The 15271-nt window shown below is 59.2% G+C and carries 9 protein-coding genes; 6 read left to right on the top strand and 3 right to left on the bottom strand.

The genetic code is table 11. The features are described from left to right. The first annotated feature begins 14 nt into the window (after positions 1-14). Entirely contained in the window at positions 15-362 is a 348-nt protein-coding gene (locus G9C85_RS09380; protein ID WP_240148855.1) for a hypothetical protein, read from the top strand. Positions 363-435: 73 nt separating this feature from the next. On the opposite strand, the gene G9C85_RS09375 is transcribed toward G9C85_RS09380, so the two are convergent. From G9C85_RS09375 to G9C85_RS09365, 3 genes are all read right to left on the bottom strand, one after another. Then, positions 436-1479 (bottom strand): hypothetical protein, encoded by a 1044-nt coding sequence (locus tag G9C85_RS09375; protein ID WP_166039290.1) that lies wholly within the window; start codon positions 1477-1479, stop codon positions 436-438. Then, positions 1476-1940 (bottom strand): hypothetical protein, encoded by a 465-nt coding sequence (locus G9C85_RS09370; RefSeq protein WP_166039288.1) that lies wholly within the window; start codon positions 1938-1940, stop codon positions 1476-1478. The genes G9C85_RS09375 and G9C85_RS09370 overlap by 4 nt, the downstream gene beginning before the upstream one ends. Positions 1941-2037: 97 nt before the next feature. Beyond that, entirely contained in the window at positions 2038-2973 is a 936-nt protein-coding gene (locus G9C85_RS09365; RefSeq protein WP_166039286.1) for an ADP-ribosylglycohydrolase family protein, read from the bottom strand. Between the two features lie 771 nt (positions 2974-3744). On the opposite strand from G9C85_RS09365, the gene G9C85_RS09360 reads away from it, so the two are divergent. From G9C85_RS09360 to G9C85_RS09340, 5 genes are all read left to right on the top strand, one after another. Beyond that, positions 3745-5295: a hypothetical protein gene (locus G9C85_RS09360; RefSeq protein ID WP_166039285.1), complete on the top strand. Its 1551-nt coding sequence runs from the start codon at positions 3745-3747 to the stop codon at positions 5293-5295. Further along, the gene (locus G9C85_RS09355) at positions 5292-8306 is read left to right on the top strand and encodes an AAA family ATPase (protein ID WP_166039283.1); all 3015 of its coding nucleotides are present in this window, start codon (positions 5292-5294) and stop codon (positions 8304-8306) included. The genes G9C85_RS09360 and G9C85_RS09355 overlap by 4 nt, the downstream gene beginning before the upstream one ends. Positions 8307-8653: 347 nt before the next feature. Next, entirely contained in the window at positions 8654-10780 is a 2127-nt protein-coding gene (locus G9C85_RS09350) for a hypothetical protein (protein WP_166039281.1), read from the top strand. Next, a complete protein-coding gene (locus G9C85_RS09345; protein WP_166039279.1) occupies positions 10773-11690 on the top strand; it encodes a PD-(D/E)XK nuclease family protein in 918 nt (305 codons plus the stop codon). Before G9C85_RS09350 ends, G9C85_RS09345 begins: the two co-directional genes overlap by 8 nt. After that, the gene (locus G9C85_RS09340) at positions 11683-15168 is read left to right on the top strand and encodes an ATP-dependent DNA helicase (protein ID WP_166039277.1); all 3486 of its coding nucleotides are present in this window, start codon (positions 11683-11685) and stop codon (positions 15166-15168) included. The genes G9C85_RS09345 and G9C85_RS09340 overlap by 8 nt, the downstream gene beginning before the upstream one ends. The last annotated feature ends 103 nt before the right edge of the window (positions 15169-15271 follow it).

Here is a 15271-nt window from a genome sequence, read left to right as displayed (position 1 = left end):
CACTGGACGACCCGGTGAACCCCAGTGAACTGCGTCTCCAACTCGACGACGGCATCGGCGAAGCGACGACTGCGACCATCACCGTCCGGTGGTCGGTGCGAGACGACTACAACGTTCACTACAGCGACGATACGAACCGGAACCTCCGATGGGACGTCCATCCCCATGAGTACACCGCCCCTGATGGAGATGTCCACTACCACCCTCCGCCGAGCGCGTCGAGCAATGACGGCGACGTCGAAGCGTCCTGTATCAGGGTCACGGAGATCGTCCTCGTCGCACGTGCCGTCCACCAGCTGTGGCGGGCTGGGTACGAGAGTGGGACTGCCGACCCGCTTGACGACGCGACCAACCCACCCTAGGCGCGACCATCGAATGGTGGTTAGAAGCCACCACGTTCCGCATCAATAGACAGGGCTCTCGGGTCGACGAAGCTCAAGCGGACTGCTCGTACGCGGTGACGATCGCTTTGCGACGGGAGAGCGTCTCGCTGTAGTTCGGGCTCCGACAGTCCACGGACAACCGTTCTCGTTGCCAGTCTTGACCGTCTTTCTCGGGCCAGACCCCGTACAGCGTGACCTTCGGGAGTTCGAGTACGCCGAAGATGACGGTGAGGAGGTAGAGCGCTCGCTCGATCTCGTTCCAGGATGCGACTGTCTTACGGGGGGTGTCGATGGGGAATCGGACGTGGGACGATTGTAGTCCGCGGTCGCGCGCTCGATCGACGAAGCCGTGGTCGTTGCTGAACAGGAGTAGTTCCTGGCGATTCCGATCTCGGAACTCGTCGTACGCGGCGACGATGGCTTCGTCACCGGTCTCGCTCTGGACTTCCTCGACCCTTCGTTCGGCCATCAGCTGGCGGTACTCGTAGAGACCGAGGATACCCTGGCGGTTGTCGCTGACCGGTTGGCCCTCGACGCGCTCGTACTCGGGCCCGAACGCCTGCGGCAGGCGCGAGGTCTCCGGGTTCCGGTAGTAGAAGTCGAGTTCGGACTTCACGCCGGACGCGAGCGCGAAGCCGTTTACTGGCGGGCGCTCAGCGTCGTCCGTACGCCATGGCTCGATCGCTAGGAGCGACTCGGGATACCACGGCAGCAGGTTCGTGTCGAGTCCCACGAACAGCGGATGGTGGCCGGCAGCGAGGTCGCGGTAGCCGTGTCGATCCACGATCTCGGCCACGTCACTGGCGTTCTCGACGTCGAGCAAGCCCGCACCGGCGAGCGCACGAGCGTAGTGCCCCTCGTCTGGGAGGTCGGCCGCGGCGTCCTCGCCGTGAACACGTGCGACGTCTTCGAGCGCTCCCTCGTAGGAGAGCGGGCCCGTCGTGAACCGTACCGCCGTGTCATCGTGCCCGCCCAGGTCGATGCGGAGGAGTTCACCGAGCTCGTCGCTCGGGTGTCGAACTGTGATCGAGCGAACGCCATCGTCCTCGTAGTAGGTATTGAGGAGGACGGTGAGGTGGTCGCGAGTGAGCTTCACGGCATCACCGCCGTGAAGTCGATGAGGTCGACCGCCGGGTCGGGGATGTCGTCGTAGATGTGCCCGTAGTAATCCGCGGAGTCGAGGAAGAGGTAGTAGACGTGATCTGCACCGTACTGCATGCCGGCCTGGAACGCGATTGCAGACATGAATTTCCGCCCGGGGGTGACGTCGACCGCCGTCTCTCCGCTGGGCGGGGCGTCGAGGTTGTCTTTGAAGAACGAGACGATGGCTTCGAGGTCGCGTTCGTCGTCGAGTGACTCGACCGTGGTCTCCAGCGATTCGTCGTATTCGGCGACGATGCGTTCGGCGAGCGCAGTCGCTCGTTCGACGTTGTCGCGGATGGCCTCGTTGGAGAGGATGATGTACTCATCGGGGACGAACCCCTCCGAGCACGCTCCCGCGAGTGGGTTCACCATCGACTCGAACGTGGTGCTCTCGCACGTGACCCAGCGATGCATGACCCCTGATACGCAAAATGACCGCAAAAGCCTGTGGGCAGTTCGTTGCTCGAGGCGTCGAAAGCGCCACGAATGGACGAGTCGCCTCGAGTGCGATTCAGGGCGCCGGATCGAGGTCGAGTAACGAGTCTGCGAGCGAGTCGATGCGTGGTCCTTCGTCGATCACCGATAGCCACCGATCGGGAAGTGGCCCGGTGTCGCCGCGTGCGCCGGCGACGGCGCCCGCGATCGCGCCGACAGTATCAGTATCGCCACCGCGATTGACGGCATGGATGATCGCATCTTCCGCGGTCTCTGCACCAAGTCCGTAGTAGAATGCCGTTTGAAGGGTGTCGACGACGTAGCCGCTGGTTGCGAGGTCGTTCTCGAGGAGGTCGGGGTCTTGGGTGTCGTAGAGGACGTCGTTGACGCGCTGTAGGGCGCCCAGGAGTTCGTCGGGTGCGTCTTGAGACGCTCGGAGTGCGTGGTCGTCGCCGCGGATGAGACCAGCGATTGTACGGTTGAGGACGACGCATCCCCACTGACAGCGCGGGTCGGCGTGCGTAATCGCAGAGGACCGTCTGCTCACGCGCTCTAGCTGGATCTCATCGTGCCGGAACGCGATGGCGTATGGTGCACAACGCATGACGCTCCCGTTGCCGGCGTTGGACCCTTCGGGGCGGGATTCCCAGACAGCTCGGCCGGCCTCGTCTGGATCCATGCCTTCGCGGAGCTTCGAGATCGCGTCTCTCGTCATCAATCCCACGTCGAACGGGTCAGTGTCGAGCCAGTCGACGAACCGCGAGGCGACGTCGTCGGGGTCGAAGCCGTCGTTCGCGACGAGGCTCTCGGCGATGCAAGTGGCAAGTTCGGTGTCGTCGGTGATGGTTCCGGCTGGCTGCCCGTGCGAGCCGTTCGCGAGCATCTCGGTGACGGTCTCGTGCTTGTGTTCGATCTGGCTGGCGGATTTGAATTCGACCGGGCGGCCGAGGGCGTCACCGCAGGCCAGGCCTCGGAGACAGCCACGTGCACGTATGGATTCAGTCTGCTGCATGGATTTAGGAGTGTATCACGGGATGGGTCTTGCGGGTTTTCGGTGTGAGAGGGAGGTCTGATGGTGGATGTTTTTGAGCCGTATACTGGTGATGATGGGTTGGTGGAAGCTGGAATCGTGAGATAGAGTTATTTTTGAGAGGCTATCGTATCAGTGTTCCTGGATAAAATTGTTTGGTGGCGTTGCCCACTGGCTAGTTTAGTTCATGATTCTGTCGGGGCGAGCCAGTGACAGAACCGACGCTATCTGTAGCCTCCATTGGGACGATAACGGTACAGACAGTGTGAGGGTAGTTGTCTGTTTGGGGGTTCGAATGTGAGAGGAGGGATTTGATCCTACTATTATCATCTCACGAAGTCAAGTTGGTTGGTTAGCCGAGTAGTCGACGGGATGATCCGAGTAAGATAGATCGATCTAGGAGCTTACTGCAGTGGTGGAGTTAGCTGTGAGGTCCGATGGGGTTGGTGGGATCATTTGATAAGCCGAGTGGTCGGCAGTTTTAGTCAGGAGCAATCTGGTTTCCCAGGTGGGTGTCGAGTCTTGTTTTAGGTGTTGTATTGCAGTAGGTAGATTAAAATAACTGGCACTTATGCGGTGTGGATACTAATGAGTGGCACGTCGCGGGTTGTTTCTGCAGGGCAGAGACTTAATGGGTTGAGCTTTGAGCAGTACCCTATTTTGAACACTGAAATTGGAAGTAAGAACGTATTGGTGCACCAACCAGGTGGTGAAGTTAACAATGTATCAGAGCTCCCAGCACCGGAGCCGGCAATGGAACAGAAGGCCGAATCGTTCCTCCGACAGGCGAATGATACAGAGTGCCAACTAGCGGTGGCGCCAGAGTGGGCCTATAATATCGAGTGGGTGCTGAACCATCGCGACTACCTCTTTGCAAATGACAGCCCGTTATTCGTGCTCGGTTGTGCCCCAATACAGGATCACACTAGACAACGTGTGTTTGAGAAACTGGAAGAGGAAGAGGAGTTTGAAGTTATTGAAACAGAGGATGTAGAGTGCTCCGGTGATGAGTTTCTCACTCCGACCATTATTCCAATTAAGCCGGCTGCAAGGGTGGAGAGCTCGAAACCTGCGGTCTTGGTGCAGTACAAGACGCAATCGATGAGTGAGGGCGTGCTGCCAAATGAACAGGCGAATCTGGCTTGTGGGGGTTCAATATGGAGCATTGACCCTCGAAATGGTTCTAATGTGATCGTCTGGACGTGTTCTGATATTATGAACGGTGATTTGCGCGAGGAGGTGGCCCACGCTGCTAGGCAATACGATTCATTTGTGGTTCATGTGCAGTGTAATCCAGATCCCTTCCATCAAACCTGGATCGATTTTCGGAATGATGCGTTCAATGGCTCTGATTTTAAAGTCACGTACGTGGCTGCGAATTGGGGACAGATCACGATTGACGGTGACACCCACTGGTTTGGGTACTCCGGGGTATATTCGAAGGCGAAGACCCGATCCCCGTTATATCGCTACGATACCACCTACGATAACGGAGGCCTTGTAGGCACGAAGCCGGGCTATCACTGTGATCACGTGTGGGTAATGGCTAATGATGCTGTAAGCCGATTACAGTTTGAGCGACAAAATCCGGGCGATACAGCCGGTGGTGACGCTTCCTTCTCGCAACCAAGGATCATGGACACTTGGTCCTGGGATGAATCCGCTAACTCGTATAATGCGAGCACTCCTGGAGTGCCTGAATGTACTCATCAGGCGTGTGATGACTGGCGAGCGAAACTACCGGATTCGGCCCTGGCCAGGGAACTGAGCACAGCAATCGCACTTCGGAACATCAACTTCGATGAACTTCCGGATGGGGAATCTGATTTTGATCCTGCCCGTGACTTAACGTGGGCGGCCGTGGAGACGCTTTCAGACCGGGATGGTACGGAACGGTTAGGACATGTCTTCAGTGATCATTCGCGTCGTAGATCATCACCTGTGCCTGATGTGCAGCATTTAGTAGAGGTAACTGATTGGGTCGCTAATCATGGTCTCTGTATGGATGACGAGTTTTCACTCAGTGATGTCCCGATGAATGCAAGGTATACTGACAAACCTGTGCAGGCCTGCTTGATGACCACCAATCGGGTGAGTCCAGAGGAAGAAGACGAGGCCGCTGAGGAGTTGCATAACTGGGTGTTGCAACGGGAGCCTCAGCGTTTCAAACCTCTTGTCGCGACACTGAGTGCGAGTGACGGGCTTGTGCTTAAGACGTTGAAGAATTATGAGGACGCGGGGCGAGTTTCGCATGGAAGTGAGGATGTTAGCAATACTGGTGGCTTAGTGAGGGTTAATGAATGACGATCTCAGAGTACCTGCCATCGCATCTCGATGTGAACGCGCTTACTGCAGTAGAGCGGCCAGGGAGGTTGTATGCGGTCCAGCAAGAAAGAAAGGGGTTCGCTGATGAGTTGCTTCTCTTACGGTATCTCAAGCCTGAGGACAATGCGAGGGAGTTGTTAGATGCTGATATTGACGAGCTGGAGAATCGTTTTTATAATCCTGATACGCCGAACCAGTGGAATATTCGTCTCCTGTGGGCGTACGAAGATGGCGCAAAGCCGGATCCGGATTTAGTGACGGAATTTGAGGAGAGTACACGGTTCGCAATTCGGCGGTGTATCGGCATTGGAGAGTTACAGGATTTCATAGCTCCTTTGCGAACGAGTAAAGCAAAGCTGGCGAACATCACGAATGAGTTCGACCGAGGAGCATTCATCGAGAATATTCTCGACCAAGGACTTGGTTTCTTATTTGATAATCTAAACCGTGATGAGAAGTTTAAGATATTACGGAATGGGGTGGGAGAGCGGTCCGAAGCTAGTAGCCGCTCTTCGGAGATTCGTGGAGATCCGAGGGATGCGTTTGTCGATTCGACCCAACTAGGGGAGTTCCGGAGATCCGCCCATCTTGACAAACTGGATGCAGAGCAGTTTACGCTCTTGTATGGTCGAAATGGGACTGGGAAAACGAGCCTATTAGATGCGACGGCTCTGGGGCTAATCGGGCAGATCCGGCATGACGATGATCGTCGTGCTGATGACTATGCGGATCTCGGCGTGACGCTCGAAGGTGATGCTGAGCCATTGCCGACTGACTCACGGTCGGTGAACGACCGTGTCGCGGACTGGTTTGGGTTTAGACCTCACGGACGGGAACCGAAATATAGCGAGTTCTACCATATCAATTATCACGAAGCTGGCGCTGCTACTCGGTTTATAGAGAATAAGCCTGATTTAGACATTGATCAGACACTCCGACGGCTTTTGTATGGTGAAGAGCTGGAAGATGTGCTCAAAGATAAACGGAAACTTGGGCCAAGGTTAGAGAAGCACATCCGAAACAATGTTCGATCGATTGAAGACCTTGGTAGAGAGTTGAGAGCCGTTCGTGAGAAGCAAGCTCAGGCGGTCCAGCTTTTCTCTCGGCTAGAGCATGCCGGTGAGAAGCTGTCACCGGCGGCAGCGAGGGCGCTCGATGTCGGCCATCATTCGTCACCTCTGGATAGCGAGCTGCCCTCTGAGCAGAATCGGCTCGAGGTGTGGACTCGCTGGCAATCGCGGTTCGCTGACTTGCAGAGTGGCTGTGAGGCGGTGTCAGTAGCAGATGAGGAGATCGATACAGCAGACCAGCTCTGGCAGGAACTGCGAGCGGCCCGTGACGAGACGAATCAATATTTACCTCTGATTCAGGAGGGCAAGCAGTATCAATCAGAGGCTTCGAACCTACGACAAGTACTAAAGGAGTGTTCAGATTCTGTTCTTCAGAGCCTGTCCTCTGAGGCTGGGTTTGTTGGATTACTGCTTGACTCGTATGGGGTAAGTCCGAAGGAGTTAGCGACGCTAAAGGATGTGCTTCAGGAGGAGATCGATACCGACGTCGAACCGACGGGAGCAAGTACGGTGAAGGGGTGGCGAGAGGCGACGAATAAGGCTGTAAACACTGTCTTGTCCGATTTGAAAGAACAACAGGAAAAGATTGAGAAACTTGATGAGCTGGAAGAGCGGCGTCAGGAACTCCAGGCCGAAATTCGCGGGCAGACAGAAAGCTATCTTGAAATTACAGACGATGTTCACTATTGTCCAGCCTGCTATACCGAACAATCCCGCGAAGAGATACTGGAGCGAGAGAAACCAGACCATCTACACGGAGATGCCTCTGACCGTGTTCCAGATGGGTTCATGAATCGTATTTCGAGGTTAGAAGAAGCGAAGTCTATTCTCACGCTATCAGAATGGGAGGAGATCGACTATGCGATCTCGGTCCGATATGATGATATCTGCAACCTGAGTGCATTTACGGAGCTATGGGAGGCTATCGATAGTGGGTCGCTTTCGTCTGAGGGTTCTTTTGAGACGAGTGAAGAAACGGTTGAGACGGTCGCTCAAGTCTTGGACGGCTATATCGATGTTGAAACGGAGAATGTGCTACTCGGTGAGGTTTTAGAACGCGGGGATGATTATCTTGAGTCGCGCATTTCAGAGGTGTGGTTCACGGTTCCCGCGGGGCCGACTGCCGATAGTGATGATCTCATCGCGCTCGAACGGTATCATGAAAACCGATCGTCCGATATCGATGCAGCCTTGCATGTTCTCGAAGAGTTCTGGCCAGACGATGCCTTGGAACAGCCACTGGCTTTACGCGCAGATACTAAAGTGATAGACCGCACGGTCAGCAAGATTGAAACTACCCCCGAAGCGCTAGATCTCCCGCAACACTTTGAAGATGAGATCGAAACTATTGAAGCGGATATTGCGGATCTGCAAGAAGAGATAGAGCATTGTAAGGATAGTCTCGACAGGCTCGATACTGCATTTGAGGGTGGCGATAGTGAAGCTCAGCTGAAACGGCTCGTTGAAGAACACATGACCGTGATCTCAACGTTGTTTAAAGCCTTCCAACGGCCGTATGAGTTTGGCGAGGTCAAATATGATGGTGACGATGTCGTTGTTGAGCGTCGATCCGAACGTGAGGGTGGTTCTGGCGTAGCTGGAATCTCGGAGATGAGTTCCGGTCAACGAGCGGCCCTAGCGTTGGCGATCTTCGTTACAAACAATATTGCACACGAGCGCGCACCGCCGCTGATGCTGCTTGACGAGCCATTCGCCCACCTCGACGATATCAATACTCTATCATTCTTCAATCTATTGATCGAATTAGCAAGAGATGGCTCCAGACAGATCATTTTCGCCACTGCAAACGAAGAGATAGCAGATCTCCTCGAACGAAAGATTGGCAAGTCCACAGACTTCACCCGGGAAAACATCCCAATCATTTCAGAACGAACCTACCCAATGTCGAACTCCGAATAACTCCCCGGAGATTCAAACTGCCAATTCATGCGCTCTTGAGTCAGATGAGGGTGTCTGCAACCCTTACAGAAGAAGCATCATAGATGGGGCACTAGATCGCTCACACCTTCGTTTGCCTGGTACCAACTCGAATAAGGGGGTATCAGGATGACTCTCGACCGCTTGTCGCACCTCCGAAGACGAAAACAACACCGCTGCAGATGCAGTAATCCTACCGCAATCGTTGTTCAATAGCTTGTCTCCTCTAGGTGGCTATCGTCCTCGGCCAAGGAAAAGACTAACTTTCGAATTACAGGCACGGTTCGTTGGCCCCCACAATCATTACGCCAACAGCAGAATCAGGTGGCATGCAGGATACGCCCGTGGATACCGCTCCTTCTCTGGAGGGATCATTACATCTTCTCCCGTTCTTGGGAGACCCGCTGGCGGATGCCGCAGCTCCGTTCTTCGCCGATATCGCCGACACACATGGTGCAGGGAACGTCCTCGTCGTGAAGCGGTTTCCGACGGGTATCGACGACTTGGAGGTGGCGCTCGCGGACGCGACGGACGGCGTCACGACGCCGGAGGTCATGGGGCTGGCAGCGCACAGCCGGCGAGTCCTCGAAGAGAGCCCAGTGTCCTCGCGAGTGCTAACTCAGGCCGAACAGTACCTCTTGCTCGAGACCTTCGAACAGGAATACGACTGGGAGACCCCCTACCTTCATCAGGCGAGTGAGCAAGGGTCGTTTGTCAGCGATCTCGGACGATTCGTCGCCGAGGCCACCTGGCAGAGAAGTTCGATCGAGACGACCGACGAAGTGCTGACCGAACTCGCCACGTTCAATCGGGCGTTCCACGAGTGGCTCGGCGACCACGACCTACTGGATCCGGGGAACGTCCTCTCGACGGCCCTCGAGCAGTTACAGGACGACGAAGTTCGACGGCTGATACAGCGAGAGTTCGACGCGGTGTTCGTCCTCGAGTTCGAGGAGTTCACGCCGATCGACCGGGCGTATCTCGCGTGGCTCACGCTCGACACGCCGCTGGTCTGCGTGGGCGAACGGAATAGCGCCATCCAGCGCCTCTGGAACGAGTCGGGACGGATCGAAGACGTAGTACCTGAACTTTCGGTCGTCGACTATGCAGCTCCCGAGGACGGAACGCGGCCGGAGGCGGTCGCGTCGTTCCTCGCTACGGGCGATCGGTCGGGGGCGACGGCCGACGGCCACGTAGCCGTATTGGAAAGTCCGACGTTCGAAGCGCAAGTCCGGCGGATCGCTGACGAGATCGAGCTTCGCCGACGGGAAGACGGCGTCTCGTACGACGAGATCGTGGTCGTGCTTCAGGATTCGAAAGCGCCGATCCCGGAGACGCTCCGTCTCCTCCAGAACGCGGGGATCCCGGTCACGTCAGCGACGGTCGCGGGGCTCGAACACGACCCGGCCGCGCGAGAGCTCTACGCGCTCGTCTGCTGGTGCTGTAACGACGACGATGCCGAAGCGGGGTGGTCCAGCGAGCGAGCGCTCGCCACGCTCGCTGCGCGCATCGAAGACGATACGGAACTCGAGCAGCGCTGCGTGGAGGTTCGCGACCGATCGGCGTCGAGTGGGCTCGAATCGGCGCTCTGGGCCTGGATGCGAGAGACGGACCTCAAGGAACGCATCGGGAGGGAGCTGGAACCGCTGGACGCCAGAACGACGTTCGAGCACGTTCGAGCGGTGCTCTCACTCGCGAGCTTCGTCGACGATTCCGACCTGGTCGATGCGTCGTGGGAGACGCTCCGCCGGGGACTGGAACGCGAGATGGACCGTGCGGCAGCCGACAGGGTCGCCGCAGAGCTCGAGACGCCGACAGACGGCGTGCTCGTCGACACCGTCCGGGTCGTGAAGAACGTGACGCGCGAAGCGGTGTTCGTGGTCAACGCCGTCGATCGCGACTATCCCGCCGACCCGCGATTCACGTCGCTCTTCCCGACGCCACACCTCGAACGCCTCGACGGCTATCCGGCCTACACGACGCCGACCGACTCGGACGTTCGGGAGACGTTCACGACGGAATCGGAGGCGAGCACGCGCCCGCTCAAGGCGTACTACGCCGCGCTGAGCCGCCGATTCCTCGCCGTCGGTGCACGAGCCGCCAAAGACCGACTCTACTTCGGGACGTTTCGCGAGGAGAGCGGTGGAACGGGCACCAATCTACAGCCATCGCGGTTCCTGGCCGCTGCGGAGGACGCGTACGGAGCGTTCGAGCGGGTCAACCACGGTGGGATACACAGTCACGGAAGCGCCGTCGAGTTCGCGCTCACGAGGACTGACGACGCGCTGGACGCCATCCGGCGGGCCGGCATCGTCGGAGATCCCGTGGAGGTCGACGACGTCCACGAGGACTTCGCGACGATCCAGTCGCTCCTCGACGGTGACCTCCCGGACGAGGTCCGCGAAGCGATTCGAACCCGTGTCGACTTCGCGGAGGGGGTGGTGCATCGTGAATGAGACCGTGACTCGCGTCTCGCCCTCGCGGCTCGCGACCTACGCGGCGTGTCCGCGACAGTACGAGTACGACTCGGAGTGGTCGGTCGAGGCGCCCGAGGAGTCGCGTCGCTACCTCGACCGGGGACTTGCCTACCATGGCGCGATCGAGGACACGTGTACGTGGGTCGCCGATCACTCGGGATCGCCGACGGACGAAGAGATTCGAGCGTATGCGGCCGAGGCAATCGACCGACAGTGGACCAGTCACACCGACCGGTCCGAGTACGCGTCCGACGCTCAGTACGCGTACGACCGGGAGGTTGCCACCACCGGTGTAGCCGCGTACTTCGCCGAGGACGGCCTCGAACACGCAAGGAACTCGGTCACGCAGGAAGGCTGGCTCACGTGCAATCGTGGGGACGTCCATCTGCACGGTCGCGTGGACAACATCGTCCGGACCGACGACGGCCTGCAAGTGATCGACTACAAGGGATCGCTGTCGGGGATCGTCTCCGGTCGAACGCACGACCGCATCGAAGAGCATCACGACGGAGAGGCGTATCACGCCGACATCCTGCGGAGCGTATTTCAGGCTGCAACGTACATCGAGGGCGCGAAACGCACCGACCACTACGAGCCCGGGATGGACGTCGAGTTCACGTTCTACGGGCTCCTTCACAGTGTGGATCGGAATCCCGGACGGGACGGGATCACGGTCACGGTGGAGGCGAACGCCAGAAACGTCGGATGGATCTACGACGCCCACGAGGACGCCATCTGGTCGATCATCGAGGACTGCTACGACGGGATTCTCGATAGAGAGTTCGCGCCCGAACCGTGGGATGAAATCCAGGAACAGACCTATGGCGACTGCTCGTATCAGGGGATGTGTGGAGACTACCTCGGCGCGGAGGTGGGGCTCGATGACTGACGAAGCAGCCGCCGAGGATGACGAGTTCCCGGACCCACGGGACGACGAGTTCCCAGAGCCACGCGAGGCACAGCGAGAGATCATCGAGAGCGACGCGTACCCGATGCGAGTCCGTGCCGGTGCCGGGACCGGGAAGACGTTCACGATGGTCCGGAAGATCCAGCGTCTCATCGAGAACGGGACGCCACCGGACCGAATCCTCGCGCTCACGTTCACGAACAAGGCCGCCGACTCGATGCGAGAGAAGCTCGTCGAGACCGTCGGCGAACACGGCTACGACATCGAGGCGTACACGTACCACGCGATCTGTCACGAACTCCTCCAGGAGTTCGCCTATCACGCCGACCTCGACCCACGGTACGACATCGCGACGGACGCGGACCGATTTGCGCTTAGCTACGAGGTGCTTGACGAGATGCCGTACCGATTCACGAACCCGGACGTGTACGACGGCGTCGACTACGCCACGGGCGCACCGGATCGGCTCCTGCAGTTCGTCCCCGCGATGAAGCGCACCGGCATTACGCCCGACGACGTCGACGCCTACCTGCCGACCGTCGATCGGCTGTTCGAATTCGGGGAGCTGGCCGACGAGATCCGTGAGGCCGCCGACGAGCATCTGAAGGTCGGCTGGCGGAAGATCACCGACGACCGACTCGACGAGATGCTCGCCAACCTCGAAGCAATGGAGCAGACCCTAGGCGAGCTCCGGACTGACCTGAACGACGACAGGATGGAGACCCACGTCGGGACCTATCTCGACGTGATGTGCGAGACGTGCGTCTCGCTGGCTGCATTCCTCGACGCGAACCGAGCGGAGATACTCGACGGGGATCTCGCGTACAGCTACAAGCTCCCCGCACACCTGTTCGGCCAGTACAGCGGCGCCCCGAAAGGGATGCCACCGGTCGACTACGCGCTCCCAGACAAACTCGACGCGTTCGTCGACCGCTGTCAGGTGCTCTCCGACCTGGTGCCTGGCTATCGAGCGTACGAGACGCGACTCGACGAGGAGAACTTCCTCGACTTCAACGACCTCGTCCTTGCGACCGTCGACCTCCTCAAGGCCGACACGATTGCAGGCTGGCTCGGCGACCGCTACGACTACGTGTTCTGCGACGAGTATCAGGACACCGACACCGTCCAGTTCGAACTCGTCCAGCGAATCGCGGCCGACGCTGACCTGTTCGTCGTCGGCGACGACGACCAGGCGATCTACGAGTGGCGCGGCGCGAACGTCGAGAACATCGGCCCCCGACTCGACGCCGCTTGCCCTAAGCTGCACGAGGAGACGCTCGACGAGAACTTTCGTTCGAACCAGCCCATCCTCGACCTCGCGAACGATGCGCTCTCCCAACTGGACGTCCGAGCGAGCGAGAAAGAACTCGCTGCCGTCGGTGACGCCGCGGACGCCGACGCGGGCGTCGTCACGATCGACGCCGACGAAGAACCCGAGGACGAGGCCGCCCAGCTCACGAACGCGCTCACGCGCCTGCTCAACGGCGACACCGAACTCGTCGATTCTGCGTACGACCCTAGCGATATCGCGATTCTCGTCCGGAAGAAGCGCCACGCTCGTCCGATCGCCGAGGCGCTCACGGCGGCCGGCATCCCGTACGAGCTCGGTGGCGACCTCGCGTCCGAAGCCCCCGGCGTCGAGACCGTCATCGCCGCACTCAAAGCGCTCGCCGATCCGCTGAACGAGGTCGCCCTCAACCGGGTGCTCGCGATGCGCTATCGGGTTTCGCGGGCGGACCTCGAACGACTGAACGACCACGAACTGCCCGGTACGGCCCCAGACGAGAACACGCCACTCCACGAGTCGATCACCGAAATCTCGCTCGACGAACTCTCGGAGCCCTCCCGCGTGGAAACCGCGCGCGACCATCTCGGCGACCTGTGGGCGAAGCGGGACACGCACTCGCTGTCTCGGCTGTATCAGGAGCTGAAGTCGACGATGCGGATCGAGTGGTTCCTCTCCGAGCAGGAACGCCACGACCTGCGAGCGCTCGACGAGGTCGTCAGTGCGTTCGAGGAGGGCGCCGTGGAACCCGAACTCTCCGGCCGGTTCGTCGAGTTCCTCGACCAGCACGACGTCTCCGACCGGGAGATGGCAGACCAGCCGGAGACGCAGCACGAAGCGGTCTCGATCATGACGATCCACAAGAGCAAGGGCCTCGAGTTCCCCGTCGTCGTCCTCCCCCAGCTCCGGGCCGGCGAATGGGCACCGCGGGCGCGCTCCTACGACGTGATCGAGCACGTCCTCGATGGCGGGTCGCCACTCGACCACGACTTCGCCCAGCGCGACGAGCACGAAGCACGCCGACTACTCCATGTGGGCATCACGCGAGCCGAAGAGCTCTCCATCCTCAGCGGGCGTCGCGACGATGAATCTCAGGACTCCCTCCATGCGGAAACCGTATCGCCAGCGACCGTCGCCGAGATACTGCCGGAGAACCTGCCTTGGGCCATCGACGGCGTCTCGTTCCCGATCTGGGAGACGATCCAGGAGAGCCTGCCGCTGACGGCCGTCGACGGGACCGAGACCATTGCTGCCCCCGTCGACGACGCTGAGCGCGTTGCCGCGATCGAAGCAGGCACCCGCCTGAGTCGAGGGGCTGGCCAGGATCGCGTGCTCGATCTGGCAAAGCAAGCACTCGACGGCGAGCTCGACCCCGCGCTCGCCGATTCGCTCCCCGACGCCGTGCTCGGCGAACCTGCAGCAGCGACCGTGCAGCGACGGCACAGCTACACGTCCCTAGACACGTTCGCGACCTGCCAGCGCCAGCACTACCTCTCCCACGTCGTCAGGGCGTTCGACGACCCAGCCGTAGGCGAGTTGGACGGAGGAGATGGTAGCGGGCCGAGCCAGCGCCAGATCGGGATTCTGTTCCACGACACCGCAGAACGCGCCGCGGATCGCGGCTACACGGATGAAGCCGAGTGGCGGGCTCTCGCAGAGCGACTCGCCTCGCTTCGAGGCGAGGAGGCAGTCCTCCCAGCGGTCGAAGCGTGCATCGAGCGGTTCTTCGAGACCGACGCGAGCAGCTGGGAGATCATGGAGGCCGAGCGCAGCTTCGAACTCACGTTCGAGGGCGAGACCGTCGTCGGCATGATAGACGCCCTTTGCCGTCGACCCGACGGCGAATTGGTCGTCCTCGACTACAAGGCGACGCAGAACGAGCGGTCCCTCGACGACGACCTCCAGCTTCCCATCTACCTACTTGCGTGTGAGAACCTGTTCGACGAACCCGTCCGAACTGCTGGTTACACCTACGTCGGCGAACAAGGCCCACGTATCGATCTGAAGACGTTCACTGACGCAGACCTAGAACAAGCGCGAGCGCAGCTCTCGGACCGTCTCTCGCTCGCTTCCGAGAGCGCATTCGAGATGGATACTGCAGGATACCATTGCATGTATTGCCCTCACCGAAGTCTCTCCTGTAGCGATGAAGCGGGATTGACCGAGCCCCGATAGTCATGGAGTCGAAGACAGAGAATGAGATGACGGATTGACATTCCTTGCAGGTGGCTACCGTTCCGGTAAACTGTCGTCGATCCGGAAGTCTTCCGAACTTTCA

The sequence above is a fragment of the Halorubellus sp. JP-L1 genome (assembly GCF_011440375.1).
In the GTDB taxonomy this organism is placed as follows: Archaea; Halobacteriota; Halobacteria; order Halobacteriales; family Natrialbaceae; genus Halorubellus.
The sequence above is the reverse complement of the archived record's forward strand: the minus strand, read 5'-3'. Positions and strand labels throughout refer to the sequence as shown.

Coding starts and splice junctions, on each gene's coding strand:
- G9C85_RS09340 (WP_166039277.1), top strand. CDS start 11,683: ATGACTGACGAAGCAGCCGCCGAGGATGACGAGTTCCCGGACCCACGG.
- G9C85_RS09360 (WP_166039285.1), top strand. CDS start 3,745: ATGGAACAGAAGGCCGAATCGTTCCTCCGACAGGCGAATGATACAGAG.
- G9C85_RS09350 (WP_166039281.1), top strand. CDS start 8,654: ATGCAGGATACGCCCGTGGATACCGCTCCTTCTCTGGAGGGATCATTA.
- G9C85_RS09365 (WP_166039286.1), bottom strand. CDS start 2,973: ATGCAGCAGACTGAATCCATACGTGCACGTGGCTGTCTCCGAGGCCTG.
- G9C85_RS09370 (WP_166039288.1), bottom strand. CDS start 1,940: ATGCATCGCTGGGTCACGTGCGAGAGCACCACGTTCGAGTCGATGGTG.
- G9C85_RS09355 (WP_166039283.1), top strand. CDS start 5,292: ATGACGATCTCAGAGTACCTGCCATCGCATCTCGATGTGAACGCGCTT.